Raw genomic sequence first — 15378 nt, 5'->3', positions numbered from 1 at the left:
TCTCAACCTTCCTCTGGTTCCATCGAGAGGCGCAGCGGGAAGCCATTCTCCCGCGCCGCCGCCTCCACGGTCCTGATTTTCGTCTCGGCGACCTCGAACGTATAAACGCCAGCCACGCCGATACCGTTGTAATGAACGTGCAGCATGATCTGCACGGCGTCCGTCTCGGATTTGTGGAAGACCTCCTTCAGGACGGCCACCACGAACTCCCGAGTCGTGTAGTTGTCGTTGTGCAGGAGCACCTTGTAGAGGGTAGGCCGCTTGAGCTTCTTCTGCGGCACCGTCTCCGTGACGACATTGGAATCCGGATCGTACTTCTCTCGGGACATGGTCTCCCTCTAACCAGTAGGGGGCACCAACGGCCCCCGCTTGAATCCTGTTTCGGCCCGCCACCGGGGCAGGCCAGCCAGTACGGCCGCCCGCTCGTGCTCCAGGAAGGAGCGTACAGCTCGATCGACCCCCGGGTGGAAGAGCAAGTGGGCGCTCCAGGTGAGGCTCGGTTCAAAACCCCGCGTGAGCTTGTGCTCCCCGCCCGCGCCGGGCTCGAAGCGCTCCAGGCCTCGGGCGATGGCCTCGGCCACCGGGTGGTAGAGGCACACGTTGAAGTGCAGGAAAGGGTGCTCCTCCACACAGCCCCAGTAGCGGCCATAGAGCACCCGGGGGCCCACCAGGTTGAAGGCGCCGGCCACGAGCTGGCCGTCCCGGCGGGCCTCCACCACCTCGCAGGCGTGGCGGAAGCCCGTCAGCATCCGCGCGAAGAAGTCCGGGGTGAGGAAGCGCCGCCCCCACGGGTACTTGTCCACCGTGGAGGCATAGAGGCGGTAGAGGTCGTTCGGGTCTACCCCGGCCAACGCCTCGCCGCGGAGGGTTCGGAGGGTGAGGCCCTGGGTCGCCGGGGCACGCAGCTCCCGGCGGAGCTGGTTGCGCCGGTGGGTATGGAAACGGGCGAGGAAGTCCTCGAGGGAGCCGTAGCCGGTGTTGCGCCATTGATACTGGACTCCCAGACGCACCGCGTAACCGGTGGACTCCAGCGTGGAGGCCTCGTCCTCGGTGGGAAAGAGGACATGGACGCTGGAGAGCCCCTCGGAGTGGGCGAACTCCAGGGCGGCGCGGGCGAGCTCCGCCTCCCGGGCCCGCCGGTCCTCCCCCGGAGCCACCAGCAACCGGCGGCCGGTGGCGGGGGTGAAGGGCACGGCCAGCACCAGCTTCGGGTAGTAGCGCACACCCAGACGCTCGGCGGCGGTGGCCCAGGAGCCGTCGGCGACGAACTCGCCGTGGCTGTCGTCCTTGAGATACGCGGGGGCCGCCGCCACCAGCCGAGAGCCCCTCCAGAGGGTGAGGTGGCGGGGGTGCCAGCCGACATGGGGGCCCACGCTGCCGCTCTCCTCCAACGCCGCGAGGAAGGCCCACTCCACGAAGGGCCGGGCCGCGTCGTCGAGCAGCGCGTCCCAGGCTCCCCGGGGAACCTCGGTGATGGCGCAGTGGATGCGCAGAGTAGGCGGCAGCGGGTCGGACATCGTCGAGCGGCCGGAGCCTATAACGGCCGGGCTCCGGGCTCGCCAGCTCGCGGGGGGTGGAGCGGCCTAGCGGCCCCGGGTGAGCTCGGCGGCGAGGAAGCGGCCCGCCTCGGCCAGGCCGTCCTGTGCGCGCTGCCGGCCCTCGGGCGACTCCATCACCCGGCGCGCGGCCTCGCTGGCGGTCCCGGCCTCCAGGTCCAACAGCACCAGGAAGGCGCTCCACGCGGGGGTCGGCTCCGCCACCCGTCCGGGACGCATCGGCCTGTCCCTCAACGTGGTGGCCACCTTCTCCAGCAGGCCCTCGTCGGTGAGCCGCTTGGACTTGCCCCTCATGGCCAGCCACGCCTCCTCCAGCAGCGAGGTCAGCAGCCGCCCCTGGAGGGCGGTGGAGAGACGCTGGGCGGCCTCGTTCTCGTCGATGTGGTGGGCGCGCGCGTAGGTGGGCGTCAGCTTCGCCGCCACCACCGAGCGCGTGGCCAGGTGCGCCAGCCGGGGAGGGAAGGCCATGGTGTTACCAGCGGATGAGGAGGCGGAAGCCCAGGTGCGAGCGCTCCTCCACGCTGATGATGGGCTGCACGTGGGCGCGCTCCAGGGCCACCTCCAGCGCTCCGGCGATGAACTCCGGGCGGTTGTGGACGTCCGGGATGATGACGCGCCGGGCCCGCTCACCCACCGTCACCAGCTGCACCTCCAGGTCCGGCCTCCCCATCATCGCCAGGTAGCGCGGCAGCCGCTCCACCACGCGCGCCGCGCCAATCATCGGCAGCGCCACCGCGGCCACCCGGCCCACCAGCGTGTTCGCGAACCCCTCGGTCAGCTTGCGGCCGAGGATGCGGTAGGCATCCGCGTCGCTCAGCTGCCCGTAGATCAGGTCCCTCGCCAGCGCGACGCACCGCTTCCACACCTGCACCGGGTAGTCGACCTCGGGACACTTTGGATCGTACCCCTCCGCTTCCAGCGCCCGGCGCAGCTCGCTGTTCGGATCCAGTCCTCGGACGAAGAGTCCCTCGAACACACTCGAGGGGATGCGTGGCTGAACCGTCGGACTGGGGACCCGCATCTGCAGACTCGGGCTTTCCATGGGACATCTCCCACGGTTGGGTGTCCAACCGTTCTCTCAGCTTATCATGCCTCCACGGCCAATCGCTAAAGTCAGGTAAAAATCTGATTGTCAGATAAAGCAACCCTGTCGGGAGGAGCCCCGGAAGCTCCTGGTTGCCAGGGGCGGCCGGGCGGCTTAGAGGAAGGGGGCACGGGAGAGATTTCGATATGTCGGTGAACATCCAGCTCGAGTGGACCCCTAACCCCAGCACGCTGAAGTACGTGGTGGATCGGCGGCTCGTGTCGTCCGGAGCGGTCAACCTCACGAGCAAACAGGCGGCGGAGGAGAAGTCGCCGCTGGGCGTCAAGCTCATGGACATCAAGGGCGTGACGGCGGTGATGGTGGGCAGCAACTTCGTCACCGTCACCAAGGGGGACGAGGGCGAGTGGGACGAGTTGAATGACTCGGTGATGGCGACGCTGGACGAGCACCTGAGCGCGGGGCTGCCGGCGGTGAACGAGGAGGTGCTCGCGGCGGCGCGGGCGGCGGCGGGCGCGAGCGGCACGGTGGAGACGCGCATCCAGGAGATCCTGGACGCGGAGATTCGCCCCGCGGTGGCGCAGGACGGTGGGGACATCACCCTGGACCGCTTCGAGGAGGGCATCGTCTACCTGCACATGAAGGGCTCGTGCGCGGGCTGCCCCTCGTCCACGGCGACCTTGAAGATGGGCATCGAGTCGCGCCTGCGTGAGCTCGTCCCCGAGGTCTCCGAGGTGGTGTCCGTCTGAGGCGGCAAGTCAAAGGCCAGCAGGTCCGGCGGGAGCTGTTGCCGGACCAGTCCAAGGAGCTCCTGCGCGAGCTGCACCTGCTCACGCGCGAGGGGAACCTCAACGCGGACGCCCTGCGCAAGCTCAAGCAGGTCAACCACCTGGTGGGCCTGTTGAAGCCGGCGATGGAGGACGTCCAGACGCGCCACGACGCGCCCGTGGTGGTGGATGCGGGCAGCGGCAACGCGTACCTGGGCTTCATCCTGTACGAGCTGTTCCTCAAGGACGCCGAGGCGGGCACGCTGGTGAATGTCGAGGGGCGGCCGGAGCTGACGCAGCGGGCGAAGGAGCGGGCGGGGCGGCTGGGCTTCGGGCGGATGGAGTTCCAGACGGCGCACCTGGAGACGGCGCAGTGGCCGGAGCGCGTCCACCTGCTCACCGCGCTGCACGCGTGCGACACGGCGACGGATGACGCGCTGGCGGTGGCCATCCAGAAGGGCGCGGACCACGTGGCGGTGGTGCCGTGCTGCCAGGCCGAGGTGGCCGCGCAGCTCAAGGAGAGCCGGCAGGCGGTGGACCCGACGCTGGCGCTGCTCTACCAGCACGCGTGGCACCGGCGCGAGTTTGGCAGCCACCTCACCAATGTCATCCGCGCGCTGACGCTGGAGGCCTTCGGCTACCAGGTGACGGTGACGGAGCTGACGGGCTGGGAGCACTCGCTGAAGAACGAGCTGATTTTGGGCCGGCGGGTGCACCGGGAGAACCGGCAGGCGCGCGCGAAGCTGGAGTCCCTGCTGGGCTCCTTCGGGGTGCGGCCCAAGCTGGCGCGGGTGCTGGGCGTGGAGCCCGCGCCGCGCACGGCTCCCACTACCGCCTGAGTTTCGAGGACACCCGAGGGTCCGCACCTGCCATGCCAGGGGCGCCTTCCTTTTGTACCTGCGGGTGACGTTCGCGGTAGGGTGGGGCACATGACCTCTGCCATCACCCTGGAGCCCCCATCATGAAGTGGTCACTGCCCGCCCTGAAGAGCCCGGAGCTGCTCGCGCTGGGTGGCATCTGCTTGTCGATTCTGGGAGCACTGCTCTGCGCCGCCGCGCTGCTGGAGTTCCTGCTCCGGTGTCTCTGGTTCCAGTACTACCGTCTTGGCTTCCGCCTGATGCGCGGGGGTTGGCTTCAGCGGGCGGAGGAGATCTTCCAGCGCGGGGCTCGACTTTCGTCTGGGACCCACCGCACGGCTGCACTCGCGGGGCTGGCTGCCTGCCGCATGCATCAGGGCCATTACGCGGAGGCCGTGGCCATGTTGGAGCCGCTCATGGACCAGCGGCTGCCGCGTTGGCTGCGGAGGGACGAGGTCGTACTGCGCGGGCTCCTCGCGTTGTGCCTGGCCATGCAGGGGGACACCCTGAGGGCGAAGCGCTGGCTCGACGAGGCCTGCGCCCGCTTTGGTGGAATGGTCACCTACCTGGTGCTGCCCGAGGTCGCCATCCTCTGCCGGGAAGGGCGCCTGGGCGCGGCATTGAAGCGGATGGAGGACTGCTGGCAGCTCTTGGTGAAAGACGGCGTCGCGGGCCGTCGGCTCCGGCTGTTCCGGGCCTACGCGCAGAGAGGGGTAGACCCCGAGCGCAATGCCGACCTCGTCGCGATGGCGCTGTTGTCACTCGCGCCGTTCCCGAAGGAGGAGCTGGCGTTCTGCCGGGAGCACTGGCCGGTGCTCGCGGACTTCATGCAGCTCGGGGAGGACCTGGTGGCCCGCCGCGAAGAAGAGCGGGCCGGGAGTCAGGCGGAGCGGTCGGCGGCGCTTGAGGCCGCGTCGGCATCCAAGGTCGACACGTCCGGGTGATGCGACCTGGCCTGGCAGGTCAATGGCCGGAGGGCAGTGGCCGTGCTGCTATGCTGGCGCCCTCGCTGATGCTGGAGACCCCATGTCGAAACGACTCCTGGTGCTGGTGCTATTCGGTTTCATGGACATGGGGTGCGGAGATACGTGGGGCAGACAGAGCGCCGTTGAAGTCCCGTTGCACAGAGATTTGATGGGGATCAATCCCGAGTCGGAATCATGTTCAGTCACGGGGGATAACTGGAAGAAGCTTTGCAGTGAGAAGAACTATCACAAATATTGTCCCCCCGGGTGCCCTCCCTGGATACCCCATGGAAAGCAATGATTTGAGATGGCGCGGCTCATGAGATGGCGCATTCTCGTGGGGGTCCTGGCTTCCGTCCTCCTCCTGCTCCCAATGGCCGGGTTGTTCCTCACGTCCATGCAATCGCGAACCGTGCCACAGGCGCAGGATGCAAATGTCCTTCCGATACTGACTGAGGATGTACGTCGGTCCCTACTGACATATCAGCGGGATTGTCGCTCGGATGCGGACTGTGATTCCCTGCTCGGTTGTTTCATGGCCGGGCATTCAGGGGTGGCCTATTGCACGGATAGCGAGTGCACGCGGGACTCGGACTGTCCGCAAGGCTTTGCCTGTGTTGCTCTCAAGAGCTTCGTGGGTAAAGCCATGGTGCGGACGTGTTCGCTCATCGGGCATCGCAAGGAGGGGGAGGAGTGCTGGGTACCCGCGCACAGTCTCGCGGACGCTTGTTCGCCGGGCCTGCTCTGTCAATGGCGGTGTGGTCGGCCATGCCGGGTGGACGACCCCTCGAGCTGCCCGGTAGGTTTCTTTTGCTCGGAAGGCCGTGAGGGCCTTCCCTCCTGCCTGCCCACATGCGAGGGCCGTTCCTGCCCCGAGGGACAGCAGTGCATTCCACGGGGAATCGAGGAAGACGGCGTCTCGGTTTGCGGCCGGGTAGAAGGGCCTGATTGCCGGAAGGATCCATGTCCCGAGGGGCTGTATTGCGATGTCTTCGAGGTTCCCCAGCGTCCCTGGGAGGTGCGGACGCAATGCATCCAATGGTGCAAGAAGGATTCGGATTGCCCGGAAGGAATCCCCTGCCTCGTGTACCAGTGCCGCAAGCCCTGCGACCCGCGGAGCCCCTCGACCTGCGGGTCAGGGCTCACCTGCGGGCATCACCATCCCGCGGACCCCTGGTACTGCATTCCGGGTTGAAGGTTTCACATCGGACTGACGACGTCGGCGCTCGCGCGGGTGGGAGGGCCACCTTCCTGGTGCTGCCCGAGGTCGCCATTTCCTGCCGGAGAGGGCGTCTGGGCGCGGCATTGAAGCGGATGGAGGAGGGTGGCCCGCCGCGAAGAAGAGCGGGCCGGGAGTCAGGCGGAGCGGTCGGCGGCGCTCGAGGCCGCGGCGGCATCGAAGGACGGCACGTCCGGGTGATGCGCGCGCCGCCTATTCCTCCTCTTCCTCCTTGCGCGGCTCCTTGAAGACGAAGCGCTTGACGGCGGTGATGGGCACCACGCGCGAGATGTGGGCAGCACCCGGCTGGGAGCCCGGGAGCTTCTCCAAGCCGTCTTCGGCATTATTGCCCAGGGTGAAGCAGACGGGGTACGTCTTGCCGTCGGGCGTCTGGGCCCGGTCGTACCGGCCGTAGACGTTCGTGCTTTCAGTGAACACCTTGCCGAACAGCAGGGTGCCCTCCGGAAGCTGGCCATAGGCGATGAGCATCTTGCTGATGATGGGGCCGGAGCGGACGATGGCATGGGTCTGGTCCTCGGTCGGCCCCGGTTCACCCTGCTGGATGTCGGTGATGATGGTGGGGCCATTCTTCGGGCGCAGGCCGAGTTCCTCCATCACGGTGCGCGTCTCGGCCGGGCAGTCCGCGTTGGCGGGGCGCACCTGGGCACTGGCACAGGCCAGGCCCACGCAGACGGCGGCGGTGGTTCCGAGGACCCTGCCCACGGAGCCGGACTCCTGCTGGGGGGATGCATCAGGGGTTGTCTGCTGGGGCTTCTTCATGGGCGGGCCTTTCGTGACTCGTGCCTCCGCGGGGGCGGCAGCCGCAGGGGTTGACTCCATAGGTAGTGGAGCTGCGGCCGACCCAGCATCGGGGAGTTCCGGTGCTCGCGCCACTTCACCGCCCCTGGACCGGAGGGCCGCCGGAAGGGAGGGCTCGGCCCGCGCCGACTCCGGAGCACGCTGGGAGCCGGAGAAGTGAACGGCCAGGAGCCAGATGCCGGGCAAGACGAGGCCGAGCCCGAGCACCACGGCCCAGGAGCTACGTCGCATTGCCAGACCCCATGCCTGGCGTCGAGCTGGAGAGGGCGCTTGCGCTTCGGCCCGTGGCCCGCGGCCCCGGCGCCCCACAGAGGGGTGGGCTGGGAGGAGTCTTACCCTGGGCTCGTCAGGCGTCACCGGGCGGGTGGGATGGGCGGGCCGGCGGATGCGCCGGGGAGCCTCTCCCTTCCCGGCCGCGAGCACCTCCTCCCACTCGAAGAGGCTCGCCTCCCACTGCGCGCGCCCTCCGAAGGCCGCCGCCGACAGCAGTGCGTCGTGCACTTCGGCGCCGTCGCGGTAGTGCTTCCCCGGCTCCTTTGCCAGCATGCGCGCCAGCACATCGCTCAGCGCCCTCGGTATCCGGCGGTTGAAGTCCTGGGGCGCGTGGGCCCGCCAGGTGGCGATCATCACGCCCAGCACGTCCGCCGGCAGCCTGGGTGAGAAGGGGTAGTGCCCAGTCACCGCCCGGCACAGACTCGCGCCCAGCGCGTACAGGTCATCCGCGGGGCCCACCGCATACTGCTTGCCGGAGCGCTGGCCCCGTTCCAGCCAGAAGCGCATGGCCTCGGGGCTGCGCAGGTGCGTGGTGCCCGGGGGCAGCGGGGTGGACGTGAGTGGCGCCGCGCCCACGTAGTCCCCCACGCCAAAGTCCACCAGCACCGGCTCTCCGTCCGTTTCCCGGATGAGGATGTTGTCGGGCTTCACGTCCCGGTGGAACACGCCCCGGCCGTGGAGCTCTCCCAGGGTGAGGGCCAGCTTCGCCCCTACTTCGGCGAACCGGAGAAAGGAGGGGTTGAGCGTCTCGGCCCACACGTCCAGGGGTTGGCCGCGCACCCGGTCCATCACATGGTAGGTATGGCCCTCTGTCGGGTCCGGCCAGCGCCCGCAGCCGTGGAAGCGCACCACGTGGGGGTGGACGGCCTTCTCCATCAGCAGCACCACCTCGCGTTCGGCCCGGAGGTCACCGGGGCGCAGCGCCAGCTTGAGGGCGAGGAGGTGCGAGGCTCCGGGGTGGTGGACGTCCTCCACCCCGTAGACGGCGCCGTAGCCACCGACGCCCAGCTTCTCCACCACGCGCCATTGGCCTACCTCCGTTCCGGGTGGCAGGGCCTCGGGCCGGAGGAAGGATGTCTCTTCGTGCATGGGTCACCTCAGAGCTTGAAGGGGGTGAGGGGCACGCCGCGCTCGCCGTTCCTCTCGCGGAACTCCAGGCTCCAGCGCTGGTCCGTTTCCTTCGAGGGCCGCTCCAGCTCCACTGCGAGGGAGCGGACCTCACCCGGTTGGAGCCGCGCCCCATCCATCCACACGGGTAGCCGCCGGACCACGTGGCCCGTCGCATCCCGCAACCAAGCCTCGCCGGGAGTCCAGGGCCTGGCTTCCGGGGGGAGTTTGAGCTCCACGGCCACCACGACGTGGGCGCGCGAGCGGTAGACGTCCTGCCAGCGAACCTGTACTTCACTCCAGGAACGCACGAGCTCCAGTCGCTCCCAGGTCACGCCATCTTGTAGCTCTCCCGAGAGCGCCAGCTTGACGAAGCTGCCCGCCTCACACCGGGCGAGCACCGCCTCCAGTTCGGACTCCAGCGCCGGCACCGAGCGTGGCCGGCGAATCACCCGCACCTGGACATCCACCTCCCCGGTGGCCGGGACGAGCGCGAGCGTGGCGTGGGTGGGTGGCAGGCCATCCGCGAAGCCCAGCTTCAGCAGCAGGGGCCTGTCCTCGGGCAGCGGGAGCGTTGGTCGCAGCACCACCAGCAGGGTGGTCGCTTCCACCAGCGCGAAGCGCTCCTCGCGCCCTTCCACCGAGACGGAGTCCGGGTCGATCGACGCATCGAACTCCAGCACGGTGTCGTAGCCGGGGGCAGTGCGCACCGTTGGTGCTGGCGCGATGGGGTTGTCGGGGAGCACCACCTGGCGCGCCTTCAGCTCGGGGCTGGAGAGAAGGCGTGGCTGGGCCGCCGCCGAGGCGGCACCCATCAGGGGCAACAGACACAGGGCACGGCGCGGAAGGGGCAGGCTCACTCGGGAGGTTCCTCCGGCAGGTGAACCTAGCAGGTCAACGGGTGGACCGGAGCAGTTCCGTGGATATGCCCGTGCTGTCGGGTTCGGTGTTCCTCTGATGCCGGACGTTTCAGGGCGCGGAGGCCGTGCAACCGGATGCGATGGCGCGGTACTCTGCGACCCTTCCTCGCTGTGCTCCTCACGGAGGCCAGATGACGAGACGATTGCCAGTCGTAGTACTGCTGATCGCCGTCGGGACTGCTTGCCCGCATACCTGGGGCAAGGAGGGTTACGTCCAGAAAACCCTACACAAGAACATCATCAGGGAAGCCTTGTTGCATAGCGCGTGCCACATGACTTCAGATGAGTGGCTGTTGAAGTGTGGCGACGAAGTCGACCATTCGGGGAACTGTCCTCAGCAATGTCCTCTTCGGGGTGAGATTGATGCTGATGAGGAATGGTAGGGATTGAGCCTTGGTGGGACGACCCATGCTGCGGCGCATGCTCCTGGTTGCTTCGGCCTGTGTGTTTCTCCTGCTTCCACTCGTCTGGCTGGTATCTGTTGCCATGCTACGGACGGATGCACGGGGGCGGCAGAGCGAAAAGTTCATTCCGATGCTTTCCCCCGAGGTTCGGCAATCCCTTCTGACATACCAGCGGGACTGCCGTACGGATGCCGACTGTGATCCGCAATTGGGTTGTCTCATCAAGGGTTCCTCGCAGCTTCATATGTGCCTGGACAGCACATGCGAAACGGACGAGCAGTGTGACGAGGGCTTTTCCTGTGTTCCCGTCAAGACCGACAGCGGAAAGGCCGTGGTTCGCATCTGCTCATTGACTGGAGTGAGAAAGGAAGGAGAGAGGTGCCGTGTGCTTCCCGCCGTCCGGGAGGACGGTTGTGAACGGGGGCTGCTCTGCCAGAGGCGATGCGGACGCCCATGCCGGCTGGATGATTCGTCAACGTGTCCGGCTGGCTTTTTCTGCTCCGAAGGCAGAGAGGGCCCTCCTTCGTGTCTGCCCACGTGCGAAGGCCGCCCCTGTCCCGAGGGGCTCCAGTGTCTTCCGCGCGGAAGAGGCGCATCCATCTGCGCCCGGGTCGTTGGCGATGACTGCCGGAAGAATCCATGTCCCGATAGACATGCCTGCAGGGTGCTCGAATCTCCGCAGCGTCCCTCGGAGCTCCGGACGGAGTGCAGGCGCATCTGCGACAATGATTTCTCCTGCCCCGACGGGTACGTCTGCCATGAGTACGAGTGCCGCAAGCCCTGCGAGCCACAGGCTCCCGATGCCTGCGGGCCAGGGCTCACATGCGGGCGGCACCATCCCCTGGACTCCTGGTACTGCATCGCGGGCTGAAGGTCTCGCATCGGAGTGACCGGCGCGGTAGTGTAGGGGACCAGACCTCTCCCGTCCACCTGGAATCCCCCCATGAACTGGCAGTTGCCTGCTTCCGTGCGTCCGGAGTTCTTCCTCCTCGGCCTCCTCTCGTCACTCCCCCTTCTGCTGATGCTCGTGTGCGTCGCCGCCGGCTCGCTGGTGGTTCGGCTCGTGCGCCGCGGCTCCCTTCACTACCGCCGGGGTTCCAACTGCTGGGAGATGGGCTTCCTCCAGGAGGCGCAGCGGAACTTCCAGACGGCGGCGCGTTGGTCGTTCGGCGGCCGTCGGACGGAGGCGCTCGCGCGGGTGGGTCTCTGCCAGCTACACCGGGGCGAGTACGCACAGGCCGTGGCCACGCTGGAGCCCCTCATGGGCCGGGCCCTCCCACGCTCGAGCCGGGTTCTGTGGGCCGCGTTGCCCGGGCAGCTCGCGCTATGCCTGACCCTGCAGGGAGACACTTCGCGCGCCAGGCGCTGGCTCGAGGAGGCCCACCGCCGTTGCGAGGGCACGGCGACCTTCCTCATCCTCCCCGAGGCCGCCCTCCTGTGCAGGGAGGGGCGTTTCGGCGCGGCGCTGCAGCGCCTGGATGACTGGTGGCCGCTGCTGAGGTTCGAGGGCTACCTGTGTGACCGGACGCGTCTGCTGCGGGAGTTCGCGAGTTGGCGGCTGGAGCCCGAGCGCTACGCGCGCGAGTCCGTCGTGCAATGGCTGGTGTTGCCGCCCTTCCGGCAGGAGGAGCTGGACTTCTTCGATGCGCACTGGCCGCTCCTGGCGGACTTCATGTGGACGGCGCAGGTGCTCCGCAAGCGCTTCGGGAGACTGCGGGGCTTCAAGTCCGCTACCCGTATGACTCCCGCTTGATGCGCTTGTCCTCGATGCCCATCGTGTGGAGATGGCCGAGCACCGCCTCCATGAAGCGCGGCGTGGCCGGCGTGCGCGTCTCCAGCGCCTTGCGCCGGTCCCATGGGGTGATGGCCGGGCCGCACACGTAGATGAGGCACGTGGTGCGATCCGGGATGAGCTCCTCCAGCAGGGCCTCGCTGACGCGGCCCTTGCGCACGGTGGGGCCGAAGCGGGACTCGTCCGTCTCGCGGGTGAGGGTGTGCACCACGCGAAGCTTGTCCGGGTGCGCGCGCTCGAGCGCCTCGAGGGCTTCCCGGTAGAGGACGTCGCCCCACGTCTTGTTGGAATAGAGGACGGTGTGGCGCGGCTTGAGGCCCCGGTGCAGGGCGTCCTTGATGATGGAGAAGTTGGGCACCGCGCCGGAGCCGGCGATGACGTGGACGAGGTGGTCCGTGCGCTCCTCCACGTCCTCCGGCAGCACATAGGGCCCCATGAAGCCCAGCACGCGCATCTTCGTGCCGGTGAGGTTCCCATGCACCAGGTAGGGCGAGAGCAGGGGCGGGTAGCGGGTGAAGCCGGGGATGAACTCCTCATCCTTCACGGTGATGGACAGCCGGGGCTCGTGCGGCGCCGAGGCGAGCGAGTACGAGCGTGCGGGCTCCTTGCGGCCCTTCTGCTCCTGGAGGTAGGCGGAGAACCGGCCGAGCGCGTGGAATTGATGCGGGTCCAGGTTGATGAACTGGCCGGCCCGGTACTCGGGGCGCTCGGGGCCGAAGTCCAGGGAGAGCGTGGCGGTGTCATGCGTCTCCATGCGGACATCGGTCACCGTCACCTCGTACTCCCGGGGGCGGTTCCGGGCGGTCGTCACGGCTGCGCTCATGGCCTCCTCCCTACCAGCCCGGTGGACGTTCCTTCGAGGAATGCGTTGCGGCCGGGCGTCGGTCGCGGACAATGCCCCTTCAGGTGATGAACGTCCAACAGAGGGAACACGTCTTCGTCTCGGCATTGCCGGGACTGGAGCCCGCCTTGGAGTCCGAGGCGGAGGCGCTTGGTTTCTCGCCCCGGCGGGTGGAGGGCGGGGTGGAGCTCACGGGTGCGCCGGGGCTGCACCAGGAGGCCAACCTGCGTCTGCGCACGGCGAGCCGGGTGCTGCTGCGGCTGGGGCACTTCGCCGCGCCGGAGGCCGGGGCGCTCGCGAAGGGGTTGGCCGGGCTGCCCCTGGGTCAGGTGTGGGACGGGCGGACGGCGCCGAGGCTCTCGGTGTCCCTGCATCGCGCGCCCTTCAAGGGGCCGGACGCGGTGCTGGCCGCCGCGGCGAAGGCGTGGAGGCTGCCCTCGGTGGAGCGCGCGGGCCCACTAGACGAGGAGGTCTCCGAGGGCCTCACCCTGTTGGTCCGGGTGGAGGGCCACACCTGCACGGTGAGCGCGGACACCAGCGGGGAGCCATTGCACCGGCGCGGGTACCGGCAGGAGGTGAGCCGGGCCCCGCTGCGCGAGACGCTCGCCGCGGGCATCCTGGTGCTGGCCGGGTACGACGGGGTGGAGCCGCTCGTGGACCCCATGTGCGGCTCGGGCACCTTCCTCATCGAGGGCGCGTGGATGTCCCAGCGGCGGGCTCCAGGGCTCCAGCGCTCCTTCTCTTTCGAGCGCTTCCCCGGTTTCGTCGCGGCGGACTGGGGCGCACGCAAGGCCCGGGCGGAAGCGGAGGCGCTGCCGGCCCCGCGCTCGGTGTTGAGAGGCCATGACATCAACGCGGGGTCGCTGGGGACGGCACGGCGCAACGCGCGGCGGGCCGGGGTGACGCTCACGCTGGAGCGCCAGGACGTGCGCACGCTGGCGGTGCCGGCGGGGCTCGGGCCCGGGCTGGTGGTGGTGAATCCACCCTACGGCAAGCGGGTGGGGGAGGCGGAGGACCTGCCCGGGCTCTACCGGGCACTGGGCGCCACCTTCCGGCGGGCCTTCACGGGCTGGCGCGCCGCGGTGCTCGTCCCCGAGGACCCAGGGCTCATCCGGGCGCTGGGGCTTCCCGAGGGGCGGAGTCTCCCGGTGCGCAACGGGGGCCTGCGCTGCCGCCTCTTGCTGAGCGCGCTTTAGCGGAGGGGAGGCAGGGGCCGCGGCTCACACTGGAGGGGCAGTCGCAGCTCGAAGCGCGCGCCGCCTCCGGGCCGCTGGCCCACCGACACCGTGCCCCCGTGGGCGAGCACCACCCGCCGCACCACGGCCAGCCCCAGGCCCGTGCCCGTGGTGCGCGTGGTGAAGAAGGGCTCGAAGAGGCGCTGGGCATCCGCCGGGGAGACGCCGGGGCCCTCGTCCTCCACGATGAGGCTCAGGCCCTCCGGCACACCGCGCACCACCACCCGCACCTCACCTCGTGGCGGCGAGGCCTGTACCGCGTTGCGCAGCAGGTTCTCCAGCGCGAGCTGCAACAGCGTCTCGTCCGCCTGGAGCGTTGGCACGTCGGGCGCCTCATCCACGCTCACCCGCACCTGGCCGAGCTGGCGCCGCTCGCGGAAGAGCTCCAGGGTGCGCCGGGCCAGCTCGCCCGGGTGCAGCGGCCGGGGCCGGGGCTCCAACGGGCGCACCACGTCCAACAGGTCGCGCACCATCGCATCCAGCCGCGTGGCCTCCTCCTCCAGCATCTCCACCGCGCTCGTGCCGATGGTGCCCAGCTTGTCCCGTTTGAGCACCGCCACCGCGTTGAGGATGGCGCCCAGGGGGTTGCGCACCTCGTGGGCCACCACGCCCGCGGCCTCTCCCAGCACCGTCAGCCGCTCCTGCGCCACCAGCTCCGACTGCAACCGCGACAGCTCGGCCAGCCGCGCGGCGGCGCTCCGGTGGTGGCGCACGTTCTCCAAGGCCCCTCCCACCTGCCGCGCGAACAGCTCCAGCGTGGCCGCGCTCGTCGGCGTCAGCGTCTCGCCCTGGATGGACAGGAAGCCGAAGGGCACTCCCTCCACGAAGATGGGCGCATCCAGGGCCCGGACGATGGAGTGGTCGTGCCGCATCCCCCCGAGCGTCCCGAACAGGTCATGGTGGAAGACCGCCTTGCGCCGGGCGAGCACCTCCTCGAGGTGCGGCATGCTGGCGCGGGGGACGCGGACTTCACGGCCAGGTTTCCCAGGGAGCTGCTCGCCGGTGGCCACCTGAGCGGGGTCCTGCCGCATGGGCCCGTGCACGAGCGCGTCCCCCTCCAGCAGCAGCACCGTCACGAAGAAGCCCTGCCGGTGGATGGCCTCGGCGGCCATCTCCAGGACGGCCTGCTCATCGCGGCAGTGCACCAGCTCGCCCGAGGCCTCCACGAGCGCCTCGGTGAGCCGCCGCATGCTGGCCTCCCCCTCGGCGTCGACCAGCATCAGCAGCGTGTCCTCGGGCCGCAGCCCGCTGCCCCGGCGCAGGCAGTACGTCCGCTCCTGGCCTCCCGTCACGTGCACGCGCAGCCACAGCTTGTCGGGGACCGTCGCCCCGCGCGTGTAGTCCGCGTGCATCGGCTCCAGCCACGAACGATCCGCGGGGGAGAAGCGGGCCAGCAGCTCCAGGGGCCTGGCGTCGCGTATCTCCTCCATGCCAACGCCCAGCAGCGCCAGCAGCGCCGGGTTGGCGTGGATGACCTGCTCTCCGCGGGTCACCAGCGTCGGTGCCGGCAGGCCATCGAGCGGCCGGTACTCCGCCGTGTCGGACACTTCTTTCTCCTCCCTCCGTCACCCGGAAATGCAC

The 15378-nt window shown here is 69.0% G+C and carries 13 protein-coding genes; 5 read left to right on the top strand and 8 right to left on the bottom strand.

The annotated features are described in order from the left end of the window. Positions 1-2: 2 nt before the first annotated feature. The 4 genes from DAT35_RS10960 to DAT35_RS10945 form a co-directional block, all read right to left on the bottom strand. A complete protein-coding gene (locus DAT35_RS10960) occupies positions 3-329 on the bottom strand; it encodes an ATP-dependent Clp protease adaptor ClpS (protein ID WP_108066889.1) in 327 nt (108 codons plus the stop codon). A 9-nt stretch (positions 330-338) separates the two neighbouring features. Next, positions 339-1517, bottom strand: a complete 1179-nt coding sequence (locus tag DAT35_RS10955) for a GNAT family N-acetyltransferase (RefSeq protein ID WP_108066888.1) — start codon at positions 1515-1517, stop codon at positions 339-341. 66 nt (positions 1518-1583) lie between these two features. Continuing rightward, positions 1584-2024 carry a hypothetical protein gene (locus tag DAT35_RS10950; RefSeq protein WP_108066887.1) on the bottom strand — a complete coding sequence of 147 codons (441 nt, stop codon included), beginning with the start codon at positions 2022-2024 and terminating at the stop codon, positions 1584-1586. Positions 2025-2028: 4 nt separating this feature from the next. Continuing rightward, complete coding sequence (locus DAT35_RS10945; protein ID WP_199242861.1) at positions 2029-2598, bottom strand: DUF2378 family protein; 570 nt, start codon at positions 2596-2598, stop codon at positions 2029-2031. Positions 2599-2786: 188 nt separating this feature from the next. On the opposite strand from DAT35_RS10945, the gene DAT35_RS10940 reads away from it, so the two are divergent. The 3 genes from DAT35_RS10940 to DAT35_RS10930 all read left to right on the top strand — a co-directional run bounded on the left by DAT35_RS10940 (position 2787) and on the right by DAT35_RS10930 (position 5166). After that, entirely contained in the window at positions 2787-3347 is a 561-nt protein-coding gene (locus DAT35_RS10940) for a NifU family protein (protein ID WP_108066885.1), read from the top strand. Beyond that, positions 3344-4204, top strand: coding sequence for an SAM-dependent methyltransferase (locus tag DAT35_RS10935; protein ID WP_108066884.1), 861 nt, complete (start codon positions 3344-3346; stop codon positions 4202-4204). The genes DAT35_RS10940 and DAT35_RS10935 overlap by 4 nt, the downstream gene beginning before the upstream one ends. 122 nt (positions 4205-4326) lie before the next feature. Beyond that, complete coding sequence (locus DAT35_RS10930; protein WP_108066883.1) at positions 4327-5166, top strand: M48 family metallopeptidase; 840 nt, start codon at positions 4327-4329, stop codon at positions 5164-5166. A gap of 1453 nt (positions 5167-6619) precedes the next feature. On the opposite strand, the gene DAT35_RS10925 is transcribed toward DAT35_RS10930, so the two are convergent. Continuing rightward, positions 6620-8587 (bottom strand): serine/threonine-protein kinase, encoded by a 1968-nt coding sequence (locus tag DAT35_RS10925; RefSeq protein WP_108066882.1) that lies wholly within the window; start codon positions 8585-8587, stop codon positions 6620-6622. Positions 8588-8595: 8 nt separating this feature from the next. Next, positions 8596-9465 carry a DUF2381 family protein gene (locus DAT35_RS10920; RefSeq protein ID WP_108066881.1) on the bottom strand — a complete coding sequence of 290 codons (870 nt, stop codon included), beginning with the start codon at positions 9463-9465 and terminating at the stop codon, positions 8596-8598. Positions 9466-10872: 1407 nt separating this feature from the next. Between DAT35_RS10920 and DAT35_RS10915 the strand changes: the two genes are divergently transcribed. Continuing rightward, on the top strand, positions 10873-11682 hold the full coding sequence (locus tag DAT35_RS10915; RefSeq protein ID WP_108066880.1) for a hypothetical protein: 810 nt from the start codon (positions 10873-10875) through the stop codon (positions 11680-11682). On the opposite strand, the gene DAT35_RS10910 is transcribed toward DAT35_RS10915, so the two are convergent. Continuing rightward, positions 11660-12544 carry an oxidoreductase gene (locus DAT35_RS10910; RefSeq protein ID WP_108066879.1) on the bottom strand — a complete coding sequence of 295 codons (885 nt, stop codon included), beginning with the start codon at positions 12542-12544 and terminating at the stop codon, positions 11660-11662. The two genes, DAT35_RS10915 and DAT35_RS10910, sit on opposite strands and share 23 nt — an antisense overlap. 71 nt (positions 12545-12615) lie before the next feature. Here DAT35_RS10910 and DAT35_RS10905 point away from each other — a divergent pair, with 71 nt between their 5' ends. Continuing rightward, positions 12616-13758, top strand: a complete 1143-nt coding sequence (locus DAT35_RS10905) for a class I SAM-dependent RNA methyltransferase (protein ID WP_108066878.1) — start codon at positions 12616-12618, stop codon at positions 13756-13758. Here the strand turns inward: DAT35_RS10905 and DAT35_RS10900 are convergent. Further along, positions 13755-15344 (bottom strand): ATP-binding protein, encoded by a 1590-nt coding sequence (locus DAT35_RS10900; protein WP_108066877.1) that lies wholly within the window; start codon positions 15342-15344, stop codon positions 13755-13757. The genes DAT35_RS10905 and DAT35_RS10900 overlap by 4 nt on opposite strands. Positions 15345-15378: the final 34 nt, after the last annotated feature.

This window comes from Vitiosangium sp. GDMCC 1.1324 (assembly GCF_003044305.1).
Lineage (GTDB): Bacteria > Myxococcota > Myxococcia > Myxococcales > Myxococcaceae > Archangium.
Note: the sequence above shows the minus strand (reverse complement) of the source record. Positions and strands in the feature narration are given on the sequence as shown.

Excerpts from the sequence above, each read along its gene's own strand:
- DAT35_RS10930 (WP_108066883.1), top strand. The coding sequence starts at position 4,327 with ATGAAGTGGTCACTGCCCGCCCTGAAGAGCCCGGAGCTGCTCGCGCTG.
- DAT35_RS10925 (WP_108066882.1), bottom strand. The coding sequence starts at position 8,587 with ATGCACGAAGAGACATCCTTCCTCCGGCCCGAGGCCCTGCCACCCGGA.
- DAT35_RS10955 (WP_108066888.1), bottom strand. The coding sequence starts at position 1,517 with ATGTCCGACCCGCTGCCGCCTACTCTGCGCATCCACTGCGCCATCACC.
- DAT35_RS10950 (WP_108066887.1), bottom strand. The coding sequence starts at position 2,024 with ATGGCCTTCCCTCCCCGGCTGGCGCACCTGGCCACGCGCTCGGTGGTG.
- DAT35_RS10945 (WP_199242861.1), bottom strand. The coding sequence starts at position 2,598 with ATGGAAAGCCCGAGTCTGCAGATGCGGGTCCCCAGTCCGACGGTTCAG.
- DAT35_RS10915 (WP_108066880.1), top strand. The coding sequence starts at position 10,873 with ATGAACTGGCAGTTGCCTGCTTCCGTGCGTCCGGAGTTCTTCCTCCTC.
- DAT35_RS10960 (WP_108066889.1), bottom strand. The coding sequence starts at position 329 with ATGTCCCGAGAGAAGTACGATCCGGATTCCAATGTCGTCACGGAGACG.
- DAT35_RS10905 (WP_108066878.1), top strand. The coding sequence starts at position 12,616 with ATGCCCCTTCAGGTGATGAACGTCCAACAGAGGGAACACGTCTTCGTC.
- DAT35_RS10910 (WP_108066879.1), bottom strand. The coding sequence starts at position 12,544 with ATGAGCGCAGCCGTGACGACCGCCCGGAACCGCCCCCGGGAGTACGAG.
- DAT35_RS10940 (WP_108066885.1), top strand. The coding sequence starts at position 2,787 with ATGTCGGTGAACATCCAGCTCGAGTGGACCCCTAACCCCAGCACGCTG.